Below are 16,854 nucleotides of genomic sequence, written 5' to 3'. Positions count from 1 at the left end.
TAAATACTGATTCGAAGAATAAGTTTGAGTTATGCTATTAAATAAGGTAAGATAATAGATATTATTAAAATAATCTGGGAATATATAAGTATTAGGGAGTAGAGGTGAATAGTATGAGATTAGGCTTTGACTTAACATTACAGCAAACTCAAAAATTAATAATGACACCAGAGTTAAGACAAGCTATCAAAATACTCCAATATTCTAGTTTAGAGATTGTAGATCATGTAAAAAATCAAATTGAATCAAATCCTATGCTAGATTTCAATATAAAAACTAATTCAGATGATCAATATAATTCTATTGATTGGAAAGATTATGCGAAAAAACAGAGCTTTTCAAATTATGAAGCGCCAAGGGATGATAAAGATGATAACGATTACTCTTTTGAAAAATTTTATAAGGTAGAAGAATCTTTAAAAGAACACATTATGATTCAATTAGAAATATCTGAACTTAAATCTAAACAAAGAGAAATTGGTGAATTCATAATTGAATGTATTGATGATAATGGGTATTTAAGCGTTACTTTAGAAACGATTTCACAACAGTTAAGTGTTAGTATTCAAGAGGTTGAGGACGTTTTAGAATTAATTCAAACATTTGATCCTGTAGGCATAGGAAGTTTGAATTTAAAAGATTGTCTCATGTTGCAACTAGATTATAAATTTATAGATGATCCAAATGTATATGAAGTTGTAGAGAATTATTTAGAAGATGTAGCATACAATAGAATAACAAAGATATCTAAAGAATTATCAATAACTTCAAAGAGAGTGCAAGAAATATTTGACATAATTAAATCATTAGAGCCTAAACCAGGGAGAGGGTTTAGTAATAAGCATGATGATATTAAATTTGTTAAGCCTGATGTAACACTTGAACAGGTAAATGGAGAATTTGTTATTGTTGTCAATGATAATACAGCACCGAGACTTATTATTAGTAATTATTATAAGAAACTATTATCTTCTGGTGATGAGAATACCACAAAATATCTAAACAATAAGTTTAATTCTGCGATGTGGTTGATTAAGAGTATAGAACAGAGAAGACAAACTATTTACAATGTAGTTAAATCAATATTAAAATATCAGGGTGACTTTTTTATAAAAGGAGATAAGGCTCTTAAACCTCTGACTTTAAAAGAAGTTGCTGGTGATATAGGAGTACATGAATCGACTGTTAGTAGAGCTACAAATGGTAAGTATATCCAAACTCCTAAAGGATTGTTTGAACTCAAGTATTTCTTTTCTAGTGGAGTTAATAATACAGAGGGTGGAATAGCTGCTACGAGTATCAAATCAATGATAAAAGAAATGATATCTGGTGAAAATACAAAAAAACCATTGAGTGACCAAGTAATAGCTAATAAACTTAAAGAAAAAGGGATAAAAATATCAAGAAGAACAGTAGCAAAATATAGAGATGAGTTAAATATTCCTTCATCATCTGGAAGAAGAAGGTTTTAGTATTATAATATTGATACTAAACTTATTAATTTGATTAAAATATTTATTTAGACATTCCCGACAGTATACTGTCGGGATATAAATATTTTGAAAGAATCAAATTATAGAATGCTATAGAGAGTATTTTGTATCTATATTAAGAACATTTTTTTTAAAATAACAAAAATAAAATTAGATTAAATAAAAAAATATATATAAACTATTGCTATTTGTTTTGGAATAACTTATAATACTAAGTGAAAAGTGAAAATATTTTTTTGAGACACACGGGACTCAATTTATCCCATAGGACAAAAATAGTCCAACTCTATATTACATCATTTTCATGACTTTTACGAATAATATAACAAGGCGCAAGATGTCCCCCATCTCTATAGGTGGCGAGTACCGATTAGATTTAACAGGTGGTGTACATATTTCCCGCCTTGTTGAAACGGCGTGTTGCAATTACTACGTAATTGCTCCTGTTGTTATAACAATAATATTAGTTACCTGTGGGACAATTATATCTGTACAGGGACAAATTCAATCCAATAGGGAGCGTATTTATGGATAATATATTAAAGCTTCAAAAAAAGATTATACCTGAAATGATTGATTTATTAGAAAAAAGATATAGAATACTCAGAAATATATATTATAATCAACCTATTGGAAGAAGAGGACTGGCAAACAATTTAGGAATTGGTGAGAGAATAGTCAGAGCTGAAGTGAATTTTCTAAAGAAACAGGGTTTATTAGAAATAAAATCAATGGGTATGAATGTAACTGATGAGGGAAAAATTATTATAGACGAGTTAAAAGACTTTATACATAGTTTGAAAGATATATCAGGATTGCAAGAAACAGTAAAAGCTAAGTTAGGAGTAAGTAGTGTGATAATTACTCCTGGAAATTTGGATACAGAAAGTCTAATTTTTAAAGATGTATGTAGAACAGGTGCTAATTATTTAAGTGAAATCATAGATAATAGTAATGAAAAGAAAAATATTATAGGTGTTACAGGTGGAACAACAATGGCTGAATTAGCAGAGGAAATGAAAGAATATAAGAAAGAAAGTGATATACTGGTACTTCCTGCTAGAGGAGGGATAGGAAAAAATTTAGAGACACAATCAAATAATATTGCTGCTAAATTAGCTGAAAAAATTAAAGGTACTTATAAACTGCTACATGTACCGGACAATGTAGGCAAAGAAGCACTTGAGACCTTATTACAGATAGATGAGATAAAAGAGTTAAATAATATGACTAAAAAAATGGACATCTTAGTTTTTGGTATCGGTAGAGCAGATGACATGGCTAGGAGAAGAAAGTTAAACCAAAGTACTTTAGATTTATTAAATGAAAATGGAGCCGTTGCTGAAGCTTTTGGTTATTATTTTGATATAAATGGTGAAATTAAAATGGAATCAAGTACATTTGGTTTGAAATTAGCTGACTTTAAGAAAATACCAACAGTTATAGGAGTTGCATGTGGTACTAAGAAAGCAGAAGCTATCATTGCAATATCATCTTTGAGAGAAAATATGACTATAGTAACTGATGAGGGCACTGCAAGAGAAATTTTAGAATGCAAAAATAGTTAAACAAGCCAAAAGGCTATAAATATATAAAATTAGATCTTATTAAGAGGAGGAGTTATAAAAATGAAAGTTGCAATCAATGGTTTTGGAAGAATAGGTAGAAATGTTTTAAGAGCAGCAATAGAAAATAACAATGAGGATTTTAATGTAGTAGCAATAAATAACCCTGGAAGTATAGAAAGTGCTGCACATTTATTTAAGTATGATTCTTGTTTTGGTAAATTTGAAGGAAAAGTTGAAATCGAAGGAGATAATTTAGTAATAAATGGAAAGAAAATAAAAGTAGTAGCAGATCGTGATCCTGCAAATCTACCTTGGGGAGAAATGGGAATAGATGTAGTAGTTGAATCAACTGGTAGATTTACAAAAAGAGAAGATGCCAATAAACATATCGAAGCTGGTGCAAAAAAAGTTGTTATCAGTGCTCCTGGAAAAGAAGAAGATATAACAATTGTTATGGGTGTAAATGAAAAAAATTATGACCCTAAAAACCATCATATTATTTCAAATGCTTCTTGTACTACAAACTGTTTAGCTCCATTTGCAAAAGTAGTAGTTGAAAAATTTGGTGTTAAAAAAGGTCTTATGACTACTGTTCACTCTTATACAAATGACCAAAATATATTAGATGCAAGCCATAAAAAAGATTTTAGAAGAGCCAGAGCAGCAGCTGAGTCTATAATACCAACTTCTACAGGAGCAGCTAAAGCAGTTGCGTTAGTTATCCCTGAATTAAAAGGTAAATTAAATGGTATGGCTATGAGAGTTCCAACTCCTACAGTATCTGTTGTTGATGTTGTATTTGAACTTGAAAAACCAGCTACAGCTGAAGATATAAATAATGCTTTTATAGAAGCAGCAGAAGGTGAAATGAAAGGAATTTTAGGATATTCTGATGAGCCACTAGTATCAATAGACTATAGAAAAGATGGACGTTCATCAATAGTTGATGGTTTATCTACAATGGTTATAGACAATATGGCTAAAATTGTTTCTTGGTATGACAATGAGTGGGCATATTCTTGCAGAGTAGTTGACCTAGTATGCTATATAGGAAAAAAAGGCTTCTAATAATTAACAATTAATAGTTTATCTGATCGGTTATGTGAATTATCACATAACCGACACCTGTTATTAGAATAAAATTATTTATATACAATTTAGTTAGACGGAAAATTTAGGTTTATGTATATATGTAATACAAATAACAGAAAAAGGAGTGTAAATATGTTAAATAAAAAGTCAGTTGAAGATATTGATTTAAAAGGTAAAAAAGTACTTGTTAGATGCGACTTCAATGTTCCTATGAATGATGATAGAGAAATAACAAATGATGCAAGAATATTAGGAGCAATGCCTACTATTAAGTATGTACTTGAGCATGGTGGAAAACTTATATTAATGTCTCATTTAGGCAGACCAAAAGGACAGCCAAATGAAAAATACAGTTTAGATCCTGTTGCAAAAAGACTTTCTGAGCTTTTAAACAAGGAAGTTATTTTTGCAGCTGATGACGAAGTAGTTGGAGAAAATGCTAAAAAAGCAGTTGAGTCTATGAAAGAAGGCGACGTAGTATTACTTCAGAATACTAGATTCAGAAAAGAAGAAACAAAGAATGGCGAAGATTTTGCAAAAGAACTTGCTTCTCTTGCAGATGTATTTGTAAATGATGCTTTCGGTACAGCTCACAGAGCACATGCTTCAAACGTTGGTGTAAGTAATATACTTCCATCAGCTTTAGGTTTTCTTGTAAAGAAAGAAATAGATATTATGGGAAAAGCTATGTCAAACCCAGAAAGACCATTTGTTGCAATACTTGGAGGAGCTAAGGTTTCTGACAAAATATCAGTAATAGAAAACTTATTAAACAAAGCTGATACAATACTTATCGGTGGAGGAATGACATATACATTTTTAGTAGCTAAAGGTTGTTCGGTAGGAACATCACTACTAGAAGAAGAAAAAGTAGAATTTGCAAAAGAGCTTCTAAATAAAGCACAGGAAAAAGGTGTTAAATTATTAATCCCAGTTGATACAGTAGCCGCTAAAGAATTTAAGAATGATACTGAAATAAAAATTGTTAAATCAGATAGTATTCCTGATGATATGATGGGGTTAGATATAGGACCTGAATCTAGAAAACTATACAGTAATATTGTTAAAGAAGCAAAAACAGTTATATGGAACGGACCTATGGGTGTTTTTGAAATGGAAAACTTTGCAGGTGGAACTAATGCAGTTGCACATGCTTTAGCTGATGCTGATGCTGATGCAGTTACAATTATTGGTGGCGGAGATAGTGCAGCGGCAGTTGAAAATAGTGGTTTAGCAGACAAAATGACTCATATATCTACTGGTGGCGGTGCATCATTAGAGTTCTTTGAAGGTAAAGAACTTCCAGCAATAGCAGCCATTAATGAAAAATAAGGGGGTTAAGTTGTGAGAATACCAATTATTGCAGGAAATTGGAAAATGAATAAAAATATAAGTGAAGCTGTTGAACTTGTTAATTCTATCAAAGAAGAAAGTAACAAGACAGATGTTGAAGTAGTAGTTTGTGTACCAGCAACATGTTTAAATGAAGTTAAAAAAGCAACTAAAGATACTAAGTTAAAGATAGGTGCGCAAAACATGCATTGGGAAGAAAGTGGAGCATTTACAGGAGAAATTTCTCCAATAATGTTAAATGAAATAGGAGTAGACTATGTTATAATTGGACACTCTGAAAGAAGACAATACTTTAATGAAACTGATGAAACAGTAAATAAAAAAATAAAATCTGCAATTAGTCATAAAATTAATCCTATATTATGTGTAGGTGAAACTTTAGAGCAAAGAGAGTCTGGCAAAGAAAAAGAAGTAGTAAAGAATCAAATAGTAAAAGATTTAGAAGACATTAGTGCTGAAGATGTACAAAAAATAGTTATAGCATATGAACCAATATGGGCAATAGGAACAGGAAAAACTGCTTCAAGTGACGATGCAAATGAAATGGCGGCTTTTATTAGAGAAGCTGTAAAAGAATTGTATACTGAAGAAGTATCAGAAAATGTTAGCATACAATATGGAGGAAGTGTAAAACCTAAAAATGTAACTGAAATAATGAATAAATCAGATATTGATGGTGCTTTAGTAGGTGGAGCAAGTTTAAAAGCAGAAGATTTTATACAATTAATTAATTTTTAATATTAATTGTCACAGAAAAGGAGGAGTTATAATGCCCAAAAATTTAGCAGCATTGATAATTCTTGATGGATGGGGCTTAGGAGCTGATTATCCGGGTAATGCAATAAAAAAAGCTAAAACTCCAAATTATAATAAATTGATAAAACAATATCCTAATACTAAACTTAAAGCCAGTGGTCTTTCGGTTGGATTACCTGAAGGTCAAATGGGTAATTCTGAAGTAGGTCATTTAAATATAGGAGCAGGAAGGGTAGTATATCAAGAGTTGACTAGAATAACTAAAGCTACCCAAAATGGTGAATTTTTTAAAAAGCAAGAGTTTCTAAATGCAATAGAAAATGCTAAAAAAAATAATGGCAAGCTTCATCTAATGGGCTTATTATCACCAGGTGGAGTACATAGTCACAGCAAACATTTATATGCATTGTTAAGCTTAGCTAAAAAACAAAACATGAAAGATGTTTATGTGCATTGTATATTAGACGGAAGAGATGTATCACCATCAAGTGCTAAACAGTATTTAATAGAATTAGAAGATAAGATGAAAGAAATAGGAGTAGGTACTATAGCAAGTATTTCTGGCAGATATTACACAATGGATAGAGATAAAAGATGGGATAGAGTTAAAAAAGGTTATGAAGCGATGGTAATTGGAAATAGAAATATAGCAAGTTCTTCTTTAGAGGTAATAAACAAATCATATGATGAAGACGTGACCGATGAATTCGTTATTCCTACAACTATCTATAATAACAATAAACCGATTGCTTTAGTTGAAGATGGTGATTCGGTAATCTTTTATAACTTTAGACCTGACAGAGCAAGACAGATTACAAGAGCTTTTGTAGATGATGATTTTGATGGTTTTGTTAGAAATAAGAAAGTCGATGTTTTCTTTGTTTGTATGACTCAGTATGACAAAACGATAAAAAATGTTGAAATTGCATATAAACCACAAAAATATGTTAATACTTTAGGTGAATATGTTAGTAAGCTTGGGTATAAACAACTTAGAATAGCAGAAACTGAGAAATATGCACATGTAACCTTCTTTTTTAACGGTGGAGTAGAACAACCTAATGAAGGTGAAGATAGATTATTAATACCATCACCAAAAGTGGCGACTTATGATTTAAAACCTGAAATGAGTGCCCTAGAAGTTAAAAACAGAGTAATAGAGCAAATTAACGAAGATAAGTATGATTTAATAGTCTTGAATTTTGCTAATACAGATATGGTTGGTCATACAGGAAGTGTGGAAGCTGTTACTAAAGCTATAGAAACAGTCGATACATTATTAGGTGAGATTATAGACACTATAGTTTCTAAGAATGGAAAAGCATTAATAACTGCTGACCATGGTAACGCTGAAGAAATGATAGATAAAAATGGAGGCAAAGTTACAGCACATTCAACTAATCCTGTCCCATGTATAATAGTTGGTGAAGGTGATGTTAAGTTAAAAGAAGATGGAATCTTAGCTGATATAGCGCCAACACTATTAAATATGATGGGCGAAAAGCTTCCAGAAGAAATGACAGGTAAGAGTATAATAGTAAAATAAAACAGATTTAATATGAGGAGGAAAAGTAATGAGCATTATAACTGATGTATATGCAAGAGAGATACTTGATTCAAGAGGAAATCCAACTGTAGAAGTCGAGGTAATTACTGAAAGTGGTGCTTTTGGTAGAGCAGCAGTTCCTTCAGGAGCTTCAACAGGAGCATTTGAAGCTGTAGAATTAAGAGATGGAGATAAAAATAGATATTTAGGCAAAGGTGTTACAAAAGCAGTAGATAATGTAAATGATATTATAGCGCCAGAAGTTATTGGATTAGATGTAAGAGATCAAGTTTCTATAGATAAATTAATGATAGAACTTGATGGAACTGATAATAAAGGTAAATTTGGTGCAAATGCTATATTAGGAGTATCAATGGCAGTTGCAAAAGCAGCAGCTGATTTCGTAGGTCTTGACTTATATCAATACCTTGGAGGAGTAAATGGTAAAACTCTACCAGTACCAATGATGAATATATTAAATGGTGGAAAACATGCTGATAACAATGTTGATATCCAAGAATTTATGATTATGCCAGTAGGAGCTGATTGCTGGGCTACTGCATTAAGAATGGGAGCTGAAATATTCCACAGCTTAAAATCAGTTTTAAAATCAAAAGGTTTAAATACTGCTGTAGGTGATGAAGGTGGATTTGCTCCAAACCTAACATCTAACGAAGAAGCATTAGCTACAATAGTTGAAGCTATCGAAAAAGCTGGATATAAACCAGGAGAGCAGGTAAAACTTGCTTTAGACGTAGCAGCTACAGAAATTTATGATGAGGAAGCTAAAACTTACAACTTAGAAGCAGAAGGAAGAAAACTTACTGCTGAAGAAATGGTTGATTTTTATGCTGATTTAGTAGCTAAGTATCCAATAATTTCAATTGAAGATGGATTAAGTGAAGAAGATTGGGATGGATGGAAGCTAATGACTGAAAAGCTTGGTAATACTATTCAAATAGTTGGAGACGATTTATTTGTTACTAATACAAAAAGATTAGCAAAAGGAATCAAACTAGGTAGTGCAAACTCAATATTAATTAAACTTAACCAAATAGGAACAATTACAGAAACTTTAGATGCTATTGAAATGGCTAAAAGAGCTGGATTCACAGCAGTTATTTCTCATAGATCAGGAGAAACTTCAGATACAACAATAGCTGATTTAGTTGTTGCAACTAATGCTGGTCAAATTAAGACAGGTGCACCATCAAGAACAGATAGAGTTGCTAAATACAATCAATTACTAAGATTAGAAGATATGTTAGGCGATACAGCTCAATATAAAGGAATAGATGCTTTTTATAATATTAAATAATTAGCTTAGAACAGATATCAATCATTACTTAAAACCTAGAAATATGTTGATTTAATTAAACAGTTTAAGGGTAGATAATTATCTACCCTTTGTTTTCTTACTTCTAGGAACGAAGTAAGTAGGAGTACATTGAATGGTAAAACGAAATTTATAAATGGTTTACTACTAGGGAGTAATTAGGAAGAGTTTTACTATAATAAAAATATAGATGCATAAAAAATGAAAATATGGTAATCTATATATATATGATGTATAATGTATTTAATAGTTTATTATATAAACCCAGATTATTCATAGAAAATTAAATACTATATTGCATTCTTCTGATTATAAGAAGTTCATTAAATTTTCGACATACCAACTCGGTATGCCTTCAAATTCACTGAAATCTTCTAATTCAGAACTATACACTATATTATGGGGAGTTATATAAATAATCAGGGATAAATTTATTGTAATTATAATTGATTTTGTATTATGTCTATGTTAAAATAGGTATGTTAATTGCAGTATAGGAGGTGTAGATATGAAAAGTGTTTTTTTCGTTTTGATAATTTTATCAAGTTTAGTTTTAATTGCAAGCGTACTTTTGCAATCAGGTAAAAGTGCTGGTTTATCAGGCAGTATTTCTGGTGGTGCAGAAAGTATTTGGGGGAAAAATAAAGGAAGAAGCTATGAGACATTATTAGGTAAAGTTACAACTATAAGTGCAATTTTATTCGTTATATCTGCATTAGCATTGACTGCTATAAAATAGCTTTTTTAAAAATCTATAGGAAATTATAATCTTTTAAAACTGTAGATAAGCTTTAATTTCCGTATATAGATTTCAACAAAATCTACCTTGAACTTAAATGAAGATAAAGATTTTGTTCTAATCTATAGGAAATTATAGACATGTTCTAAAAAAATCAACCTTAAGTTTAACAAAGATTTTTTTATGATGTGTAGGGAATTATAAACTTTTAAAATTTTAGATATAAATAGTTTCAGTAATTTCAAAAAAGTCAACCTTTATAGAAAGACTTTTTTTACTAATCTATAGGATATTATTGACTTACTGTGGATAAGTTATAATTTTTCGTATATAGATTAGAACAAAATTTATATTGAAAATATTTATAATCGAAGATTTGTTCTAATTTTTATATATAGATTTGAAAAAGTCTTCCTTTATGTTTTTAGAATGAAGACTTTTTTAATTATATTAATTGAAAGTATTAGAATAGTTTTGGGGTTAAACAATTCCCCATTATTATATTTTTGTTACAAAAGGAGGAATAGTATTGAATAATGAATCACTTATTTATATTGCACCGATAGTAGGTGTAATAGCATTATTATTTGCCGCTTTTAAAGCATCTAGCATAAATAAAGTAAATGTTGGAACAGATAGAATGAAGGAAATATCAACATACATCCAAGAAGGAGCTATGGCATTTCTTTCAAGAGAGTATAAAACTCTTGTAATATTTGTTGCTGCATTATTTGTTATCTTAGGAGTAGCTTTAAAAAGTTGGCCAACAGCAATATCGTTTTTAGTTGGAGCGATTTTTTCAGCACTAGCAGGATTTTTTGGTATGAGAGTTGCTACAAAAGCTAATGTTAGAACAGCTAATGCAGCAAAAGAATCAGGAATGAACAAGGCATTATCAGTAGCATTTTCTGGTGGAGCAGTTATGGGTATGTGTGTAGTAGGACTTGGTTTAATTGGTGTTGGTACTTTATACATACTTTTTGATAGCGCTAGTATAATCACAGGATTTGGTCTTGGTGCATCATCAATAGCGTTATTTGGACGTGTTGGTGGAGGTATTTACACTAAAGCAGCTGACGTTGGAGCTGACTTAGTTGGTAAAGTTGAAGCAGGTATACCTGAAGATGATCCAAGAAACCCAGCTGTTATAGCTGATAACGTTGGTGACAATGTTGGTGACGTTGCAGGTATGGGAGCAGACTTATTTGAATCTTATGTTGGTTCAATAATATCAGCAATTACTTTAGGAATTCTAGTATACGGTAAAGATGGGGCATTATTCCCATTGCTATTAGCAGGTACAGGAATTATAGCATCTATAATAGGAACATTTTTTGTTAGAGCAAACGAAAACTCTAACCCTCAAAAATCTCTTAATATGGGAACAGCAGTAAGTTCTATACTTACTATAATAGTAGCATTTTTCTTAAGTAAAAACATTTTAGGTGAAATTAATCCATTTTATGCAATAGTGGCAGGATTACTAGTAGGAATAATTGTTGCAAAAATTACAGAGTACTACACTTCAACAGAATATAAACCTGTTAAAGAAATTGCAACTGATTCTGAAATGGGTCCTTCTACTACAATAATAGCTGGATTATCTGTAGGTATGAGATCTACAGCATTTCCAATTATCATTATTGCAGCAGGAATATTGGTTGCTTATAATGTAGCTGGATTATATGGTATTGCATTAGCAGCAGTAGGAATGCTTTCAACAGCTGGTATGACAGTTGCAGTTGATGCTTATGGTCCAATAGCTGACAATGCTGGCGGTATTGCAGAAATGTGTGAATTACCAAGTGGAGTTAGAAAGATAACTGATAAGCTTGATGCAGTTGGAAATACAACAGCTGCAATTGGTAAAGGATTTGCAATAGGATCTGCAGCTTTAACAGCTTTAGCATTATTTGCTTCATATACAAAGGCAGTTGAATTAACAAATATCAACCTTACAGATCCAACTGTTATAGCTGGACTTCTAATAGGTGGTATGCTTCCATTCTTATTCTCAGCAATCACTATGAAGGCTGTTGGTAAAGCAGCATTCTCAATGATAGCAGAAGTAAGAAGACAGTTTAAAGAAATACCTGGAATTATGGAAGGAAAAGGTAAACCAGAATATAAAAAATGTGTTGATATTAGTACAGCAGCAGCATTAAGAGAAATGGTTATACCTGGATTACTAGCAGTTATTGCACCAATAGCTACTGGTTTATTATTAGGAAAAGCAGCTTTAGGTGGATTATTAGCAGGTGCTTTAGTAACTGGTGTTCTTATGGCTATATTCATGGCTAATGCTGGTGGAGCATGGGATAACGCTAAGAAATTCATCGAAGAAGGAAATCATGGCGGAAAAGGTAGTGATGCTCATAAAGCAGCAGTTGTTGGAGATACAGTAGGAGATCCTTTCAAGGATACATCTGGACCTTCAATAAACATATTAATTAAGCTTATGACTATAGTTGCAGTGGTATTTGCACCATTGTTTATATAATATAGACTATTTAAGATAATACAAAGGGACTGACTTAAAATAATATTTGAGTTAGTCCCTTAATTAGTTTATTCGGTTCTATACTATCAGTAACATTAATAATTATAAATAGAGTTAATCTTGTGTTTTTTTAAGATTTTATCATTAAACATTTAAGCCACCTAACATACCAACTCGGTATGCCTTCAAATTCACTGAAATCTTCTAATTCATAATTATACAGCATATTATACAAAGTTATATGAATAATCAGGGATTATAATAAAAACTACTATTCCAATTATTAAAAACCAGATAATTATAAAGCCTATTAATGTGGGTAATACACCAAATATCCATGTTTCATTCAAACCATATCTTCTTTCATTCTTATTTTCATATTGACAGAGACTATTGTACGCAAGTATATTATGAAAAAAACAGCACTTGATTGTTAACATATTATGAATAATATGTCCATAAAAACAATAATAGATTTTCTATGAAAGCGTGTACATTAGAAAAAGCCATTTAGTTATGTAATTAGTTAGTTTGGTTAATAATTATATAAGTAACTACTAGTAGAATTTAATTCGAACTTCTGATATAATCAAAGGAGGCATATATTAAAGTAAAAATATAATGACTGAGTGGATATAAATCTAATTAGTTGGCTGTAGGGCAATTACAAAAATATAATAATATATATTGACAAAATGAACATAAATTAAAATATACTTAAAAAAGTAAATGAATATCTAATTAGTGAGGATGATTTAATGAAGGTCAATATTGATGACTTGAGTATTAATTACATATGTGAAGGTGAAGGTAATCCTATTATTATTCTTCATGGATGGGGTGCAAATATACAGACGATGATTCCTATTTTTAATCATTTAAAAGATAGGTTTCAAGTCTATGCTTTAGACTTACCAGGGTTTGGAGAGAGTGATGAACCTAAAGAAGTTTGGGGTTCTAAAGAATATAAAGATATAATAAAAAAATTTATTGACAAAATGAATATAAAAAGAGTAACCTTAATAGGACATTCACATGGCGGAAGAATATCTATTTTACTTGCTAGCCAATATACAAAACTTATAGATAAAATGATATTAATTGATAGTGCTGGACTTATTCCTAAAAGAAAAGCAAAATACTATATAAAAGTTTATTCTTTTAAAACATTAAAATTCATATATAAAAGTTTATTTTTCTGGAAAGATAAGAAAGAAACTATGGAAAAATTCTATAAAAAATTTGGTTCTGACGATTATAGGAGTTCGCAAGGTATAATGAGAAAAATCATGGTCAAATTGGTTAATGAAAATCTAAGACCATATTTAAAAAACGTAGAAGCATCGACACTACTCATATGGGGTAGAGACGACGATCAAACTCCATTATATATGGGCAAGATTATGGAAGAAGAAATAAAAGATAGTGGATTAGTTGTATTTGATAACGCAGGACATTTTTCATACATAGATCAATTGTATAGCTTTAAAGTTGTAATTGATAAGTTTTTAGGGGAGTGTGAAACAAATGGGAAATAATATTTTATTAGGATTAGGTCTTTGTTTAGTAATTTGGATAATGTCAGTATATTTTAGAAATATATATTTCTTGCATATGCTACAGCTTGAAGAATATAATACAAATAATTATATTAGCTGGATAAAGAATCAAGGTAGAAATAAAGTTTTTACATTAAAACAAATTATCAATATAATTATTACTGCAATATTCATAGTCATATATTCATTTAAAACTATAAATATTGTTCTGTATATAGGTATGGCAGTATGGGCTATTACAATAATATACAGCATTGATTTTAAAAAGAAAGAAGTAAAGAAGCCTTTAGTTTATACTAAAAGAGCAAAAAGACTTTGTTTATGCAGTTATGTTTTATTAGTTATTTTATTTGGTATTTTTGTATTGTTATTTAAAATTAAAACAGTGAATTTACTGTTAATATTATTATGGATGTCAGTACTATATTTTTATGTGCCATACAACATGGCATTAGCTAGTGTATGTATGAAACCTATAGAAAATAGGATTAACAAATATTATTATGATATGGCATACAATAAGGTCAGGAAATTTGAAAATTTAAAGATTGTAGGTATAACAGGCAGCTTTGGAAAAACAACAACTAAATTTATAACAAACCAGATATTAAAGCAAAAATATAATGTTTTGATGACTCCAAATAGTTTTAATACACCTATGGGGATAAGTAAAGTTGTAAACAATACACTAAGTAATGAACATGAAGCATTTGTTGTTGAAATGGGAGCTAGAAAAATAGGTGAGATTGAGGAAGTAGCTAAGCTTGCAAATCCTAAAATAGGAGTTCTAACCTCAATAGGACCTACGCATCTTGAAACTTTTAAGAATTTGGAAAACATATCAAAAACTAAATATGAGCTAATAGAGGAATTACCTACAGATGGAATAGCTATATTTAACTATGATAATAATTATATAAAAAAATTAGCAGATAAGACATTTAAAGAAAAAATATTATATGGCTTAGATGATGTAGAAAATCTTGATTTATTTGCACAAGACATTAAAGTATTTGATAAAGGTTCTATATTTACTTTGAAAGATAAAGAAGGCAACTCTATTGTTTGCAAATCAAAATTATTAGGAAAGCATAATATATCTAACCTTTTAGCAGGAGCTGCAGTAGCAAGAGCATTGGGTCTTACTTTTGAAGAAATAAGGAGAGGTATAGAAACAGTAGAGCCTGTTCCTCACAGACTACAGCTTATAGACCCAGGTACAGGGGTTATAGTAATCGATGATGCTTTCAATTCCAATCCAGTTGGATGTAAAGCAGCCTTAGATGTAATAAGTAATTTTAAAGAGGGAAATAAAATAGTTGTAACGCCTGGTATGGTAGAGCTTGGACTAGAAGAAGATGAAGCAAACAAAGAATTTGGTCATAATATGGCAGAGGTTTGTGATTATATAATTTTGGTAGGAAGAAAGAAAACCCAGCCTATATATGAAGGCTTAAAAGAAAAAAGCTTTGATATGTCAAAAGTATTTGTTGTGAATTCACTAAATGAAGCAACAGTAAGACTTCAAAGTATAGTTAGACCAAAAGATGTAGTATTGTTTGAAAATGATTTACCAGATACATTTAATGAAAATTAATATGGAGGTTTAGTATGATTAAAGTTGGTGTTATTTTTGGTGGTAGAAGTGTTGAACATGAAGTTTCTGTTATAACAGGACTTCAAGTTATTGAAAATATAGATAAGAGCAAGTATGAGCCAGTCGCGATATACATTAACAAAGAAGGCAAGTGGTTTACAGGAGATTGCTTAAAAAAATATGATACATTTAAGAATAAGTCATTTAGTGATGCAAAGGAAATTATTTTCACACCTGTTCATGGTGATCGCAAAATGTATTCTCACCCTGAAAAAAAAGGCTTATTTGCAAAAAAAGTCTTTGAAGAAATAGATGTTATTTTCCCATCAGTTCATGGTACAAATGGTGAGGATGGAACCATTCAAGGATTATTCGAGTTAATGAATATACCTTATACTGGATGCAATGTGACTTCGGCAGCAGTAGGCATGGATAAAATACTGATGAAGGATGTTTACAAATCACATGATTTGCAGGTAGTAGATTATACTTGGTTTTATAGAAGCACATGGTTAAAAAATAAGGATAGTGTTATTGAGAAGGTTCAAAAAGAAGTAGAATATCCTGTTTTTGTTAAGCCAGCAAATTTAGGATCAAGTGTTGGTATAAATAAAGCAAATAATGAAGGTGAATTAGTTAACGCCATAGAAGTTGCAATAAGATACGATAGAAAGATTTTGATTGAAAAAGCAGTAAAAAACCCTAGAGAGATAAATTGTGCTGTCATGGGTTATGATGATAAATTAAAGGTTTCATTGTGTGAAGAACCTTTAGGCTGGAAGGATTTATTGACTTATGAAGATAAATACATAAATAGTTCAAAAGGTGGAAGTGGATCAAAAGGTGGAAGTGATAAGAGAAAGATACCAGCAGATTTAAAAGAAAAGACTACAAAAGAAATTGAAAGAATGGCAAAAGAAGCTTTTAGTGTCATAGATGCAAGAGGAAATGCTAGAATAGATTTCTTATTAGATGAAAATGATAAAGTATATGTAAACGAAATAAACACAGCACCAGGTTCATGGGCATTTTACTTATGGGAAGCAACAGGAATAAGCTTTAAGAGTATGATAAGTGAGATGATAGATATAGCACTTAAAGTACATGAAGAGAAGTCAAACAATATGTATTCATATGATATTGATTTATTTAAAAGAAGAGAACAGATAAGTAAAGCAAGTAAACTTTAATATAAAGCTCGACCTTTAATGTTGTTTTTAAGAATATTAGAGGTCGATTTTTATATATTGTTGTCAGTTATGAAAAGAAAAATTTAATATTTTTATTCAAGATATTATGCTATAATATTATCAAG

At 30.5% G+C, this 16,854-nt stretch carries 12 protein-coding genes; all 12 read left to right on the top strand.

All coding sequences use genetic code 11. From position 1 onward, the window contains the following. The first annotated feature begins 113 nt into the window (after positions 1 to 113). The 12 genes from rpoN to AYC61_RS13910 all read left to right on the top strand — a co-directional run bounded on the left by rpoN (position 114) and on the right by AYC61_RS13910 (position 16,729). Positions 114 to 1,472 (top strand): RNA polymerase factor sigma-54, encoded by a 1,359-nt coding sequence (rpoN, locus tag AYC61_RS13965; RefSeq protein WP_066503620.1) that lies wholly within the window; start codon positions 114 to 116, stop codon positions 1,470 to 1,472. Positions 1,473 to 2,020: 548 nt separating this feature from the next. Continuing rightward, positions 2,021 to 3,061 (top strand): sugar-binding transcriptional regulator, encoded by a 1,041-nt coding sequence (locus AYC61_RS13960; RefSeq protein WP_066503618.1) that lies wholly within the window; start codon positions 2,021 to 2,023, stop codon positions 3,059 to 3,061. Positions 3,062 to 3,121: 60 nt separating this feature from the next. Further along, positions 3,122 to 4,129: a type I glyceraldehyde-3-phosphate dehydrogenase gene (gene gap, locus AYC61_RS13955; RefSeq protein WP_420806814.1), complete on the top strand. Its 1,008-nt coding sequence runs from the start codon at positions 3,122 to 3,124 to the stop codon at positions 4,127 to 4,129. A gap of 156 nt (positions 4,130 to 4,285) precedes the next feature. Further along, positions 4,286 to 5,485: a phosphoglycerate kinase gene (locus tag AYC61_RS13950; protein WP_066503614.1), complete on the top strand. Its 1,200-nt coding sequence runs from the start codon at positions 4,286 to 4,288 to the stop codon at positions 5,483 to 5,485. Positions 5,486 to 5,497: 12 nt separating this feature from the next. After that, on the top strand, positions 5,498 to 6,244 hold the full coding sequence (gene tpiA, locus AYC61_RS13945) for a triose-phosphate isomerase (RefSeq protein ID WP_066503611.1): 747 nt from the start codon (positions 5,498 to 5,500) through the stop codon (positions 6,242 to 6,244). Between the two features lie 31 nt (positions 6,245 to 6,275). Then, positions 6,276 to 7,808, top strand: coding sequence for a 2,3-bisphosphoglycerate-independent phosphoglycerate mutase (gpmI, locus tag AYC61_RS13940; RefSeq protein ID WP_066503610.1), 1,533 nt, complete (start codon positions 6,276 to 6,278; stop codon positions 7,806 to 7,808). Positions 7,809 to 7,836: 28 nt separating this feature from the next. Beyond that, the gene (gene eno / locus AYC61_RS13935; protein ID WP_066503609.1) at positions 7,837 to 9,126 is read left to right on the top strand and encodes a phosphopyruvate hydratase; all 1,290 of its coding nucleotides are present in this window, start codon (positions 7,837 to 7,839) and stop codon (positions 9,124 to 9,126) included. Positions 9,127 to 9,652: 526 nt separating this feature from the next. Beyond that, positions 9,653 to 9,883: a preprotein translocase subunit SecG gene (secG, locus tag AYC61_RS13930; protein WP_066503608.1), complete on the top strand. Its 231-nt coding sequence runs from the start codon at positions 9,653 to 9,655 to the stop codon at positions 9,881 to 9,883. 529 nt (positions 9,884 to 10,412) lie between these two features. Then, positions 10,413 to 12,383 (top strand): sodium-translocating pyrophosphatase, encoded by a 1,971-nt coding sequence (locus tag AYC61_RS13925; RefSeq protein ID WP_242866803.1) that lies wholly within the window; start codon positions 10,413 to 10,415, stop codon positions 12,381 to 12,383. 758 nt (positions 12,384 to 13,141) lie between these two features. Further along, positions 13,142 to 13,921: an alpha/beta fold hydrolase gene (locus tag AYC61_RS13920; RefSeq protein WP_066503606.1), complete on the top strand. Its 780-nt coding sequence runs from the start codon at positions 13,142 to 13,144 to the stop codon at positions 13,919 to 13,921. After that, positions 13,911 to 15,539 (top strand): UDP-N-acetylmuramoyl-tripeptide--D-alanyl-D-alanine ligase, encoded by a 1,629-nt coding sequence (locus tag AYC61_RS13915; RefSeq protein ID WP_066503604.1) that lies wholly within the window; start codon positions 13,911 to 13,913, stop codon positions 15,537 to 15,539. The genes AYC61_RS13920 and AYC61_RS13915 overlap by 11 nt, the downstream gene beginning before the upstream one ends. Before the next feature lie 14 nt (positions 15,540 to 15,553). Continuing rightward, complete coding sequence (locus tag AYC61_RS13910) at positions 15,554 to 16,729, top strand: D-alanine--D-alanine ligase family protein (RefSeq protein ID WP_066503601.1); 1,176 nt, start codon at positions 15,554 to 15,556, stop codon at positions 16,727 to 16,729. The last annotated feature ends 125 nt before the right edge of the window (positions 16,730 to 16,854 follow it).

This window comes from Abyssisolibacter fermentans (assembly GCF_001559865.1).
Taxonomy (GTDB): Bacteria; Bacillota; Clostridia; order Tissierellales; family MCWD3; genus Abyssisolibacter; species Abyssisolibacter fermentans.
This window is presented reverse-complemented; position numbering and strand designations above follow the sequence as displayed.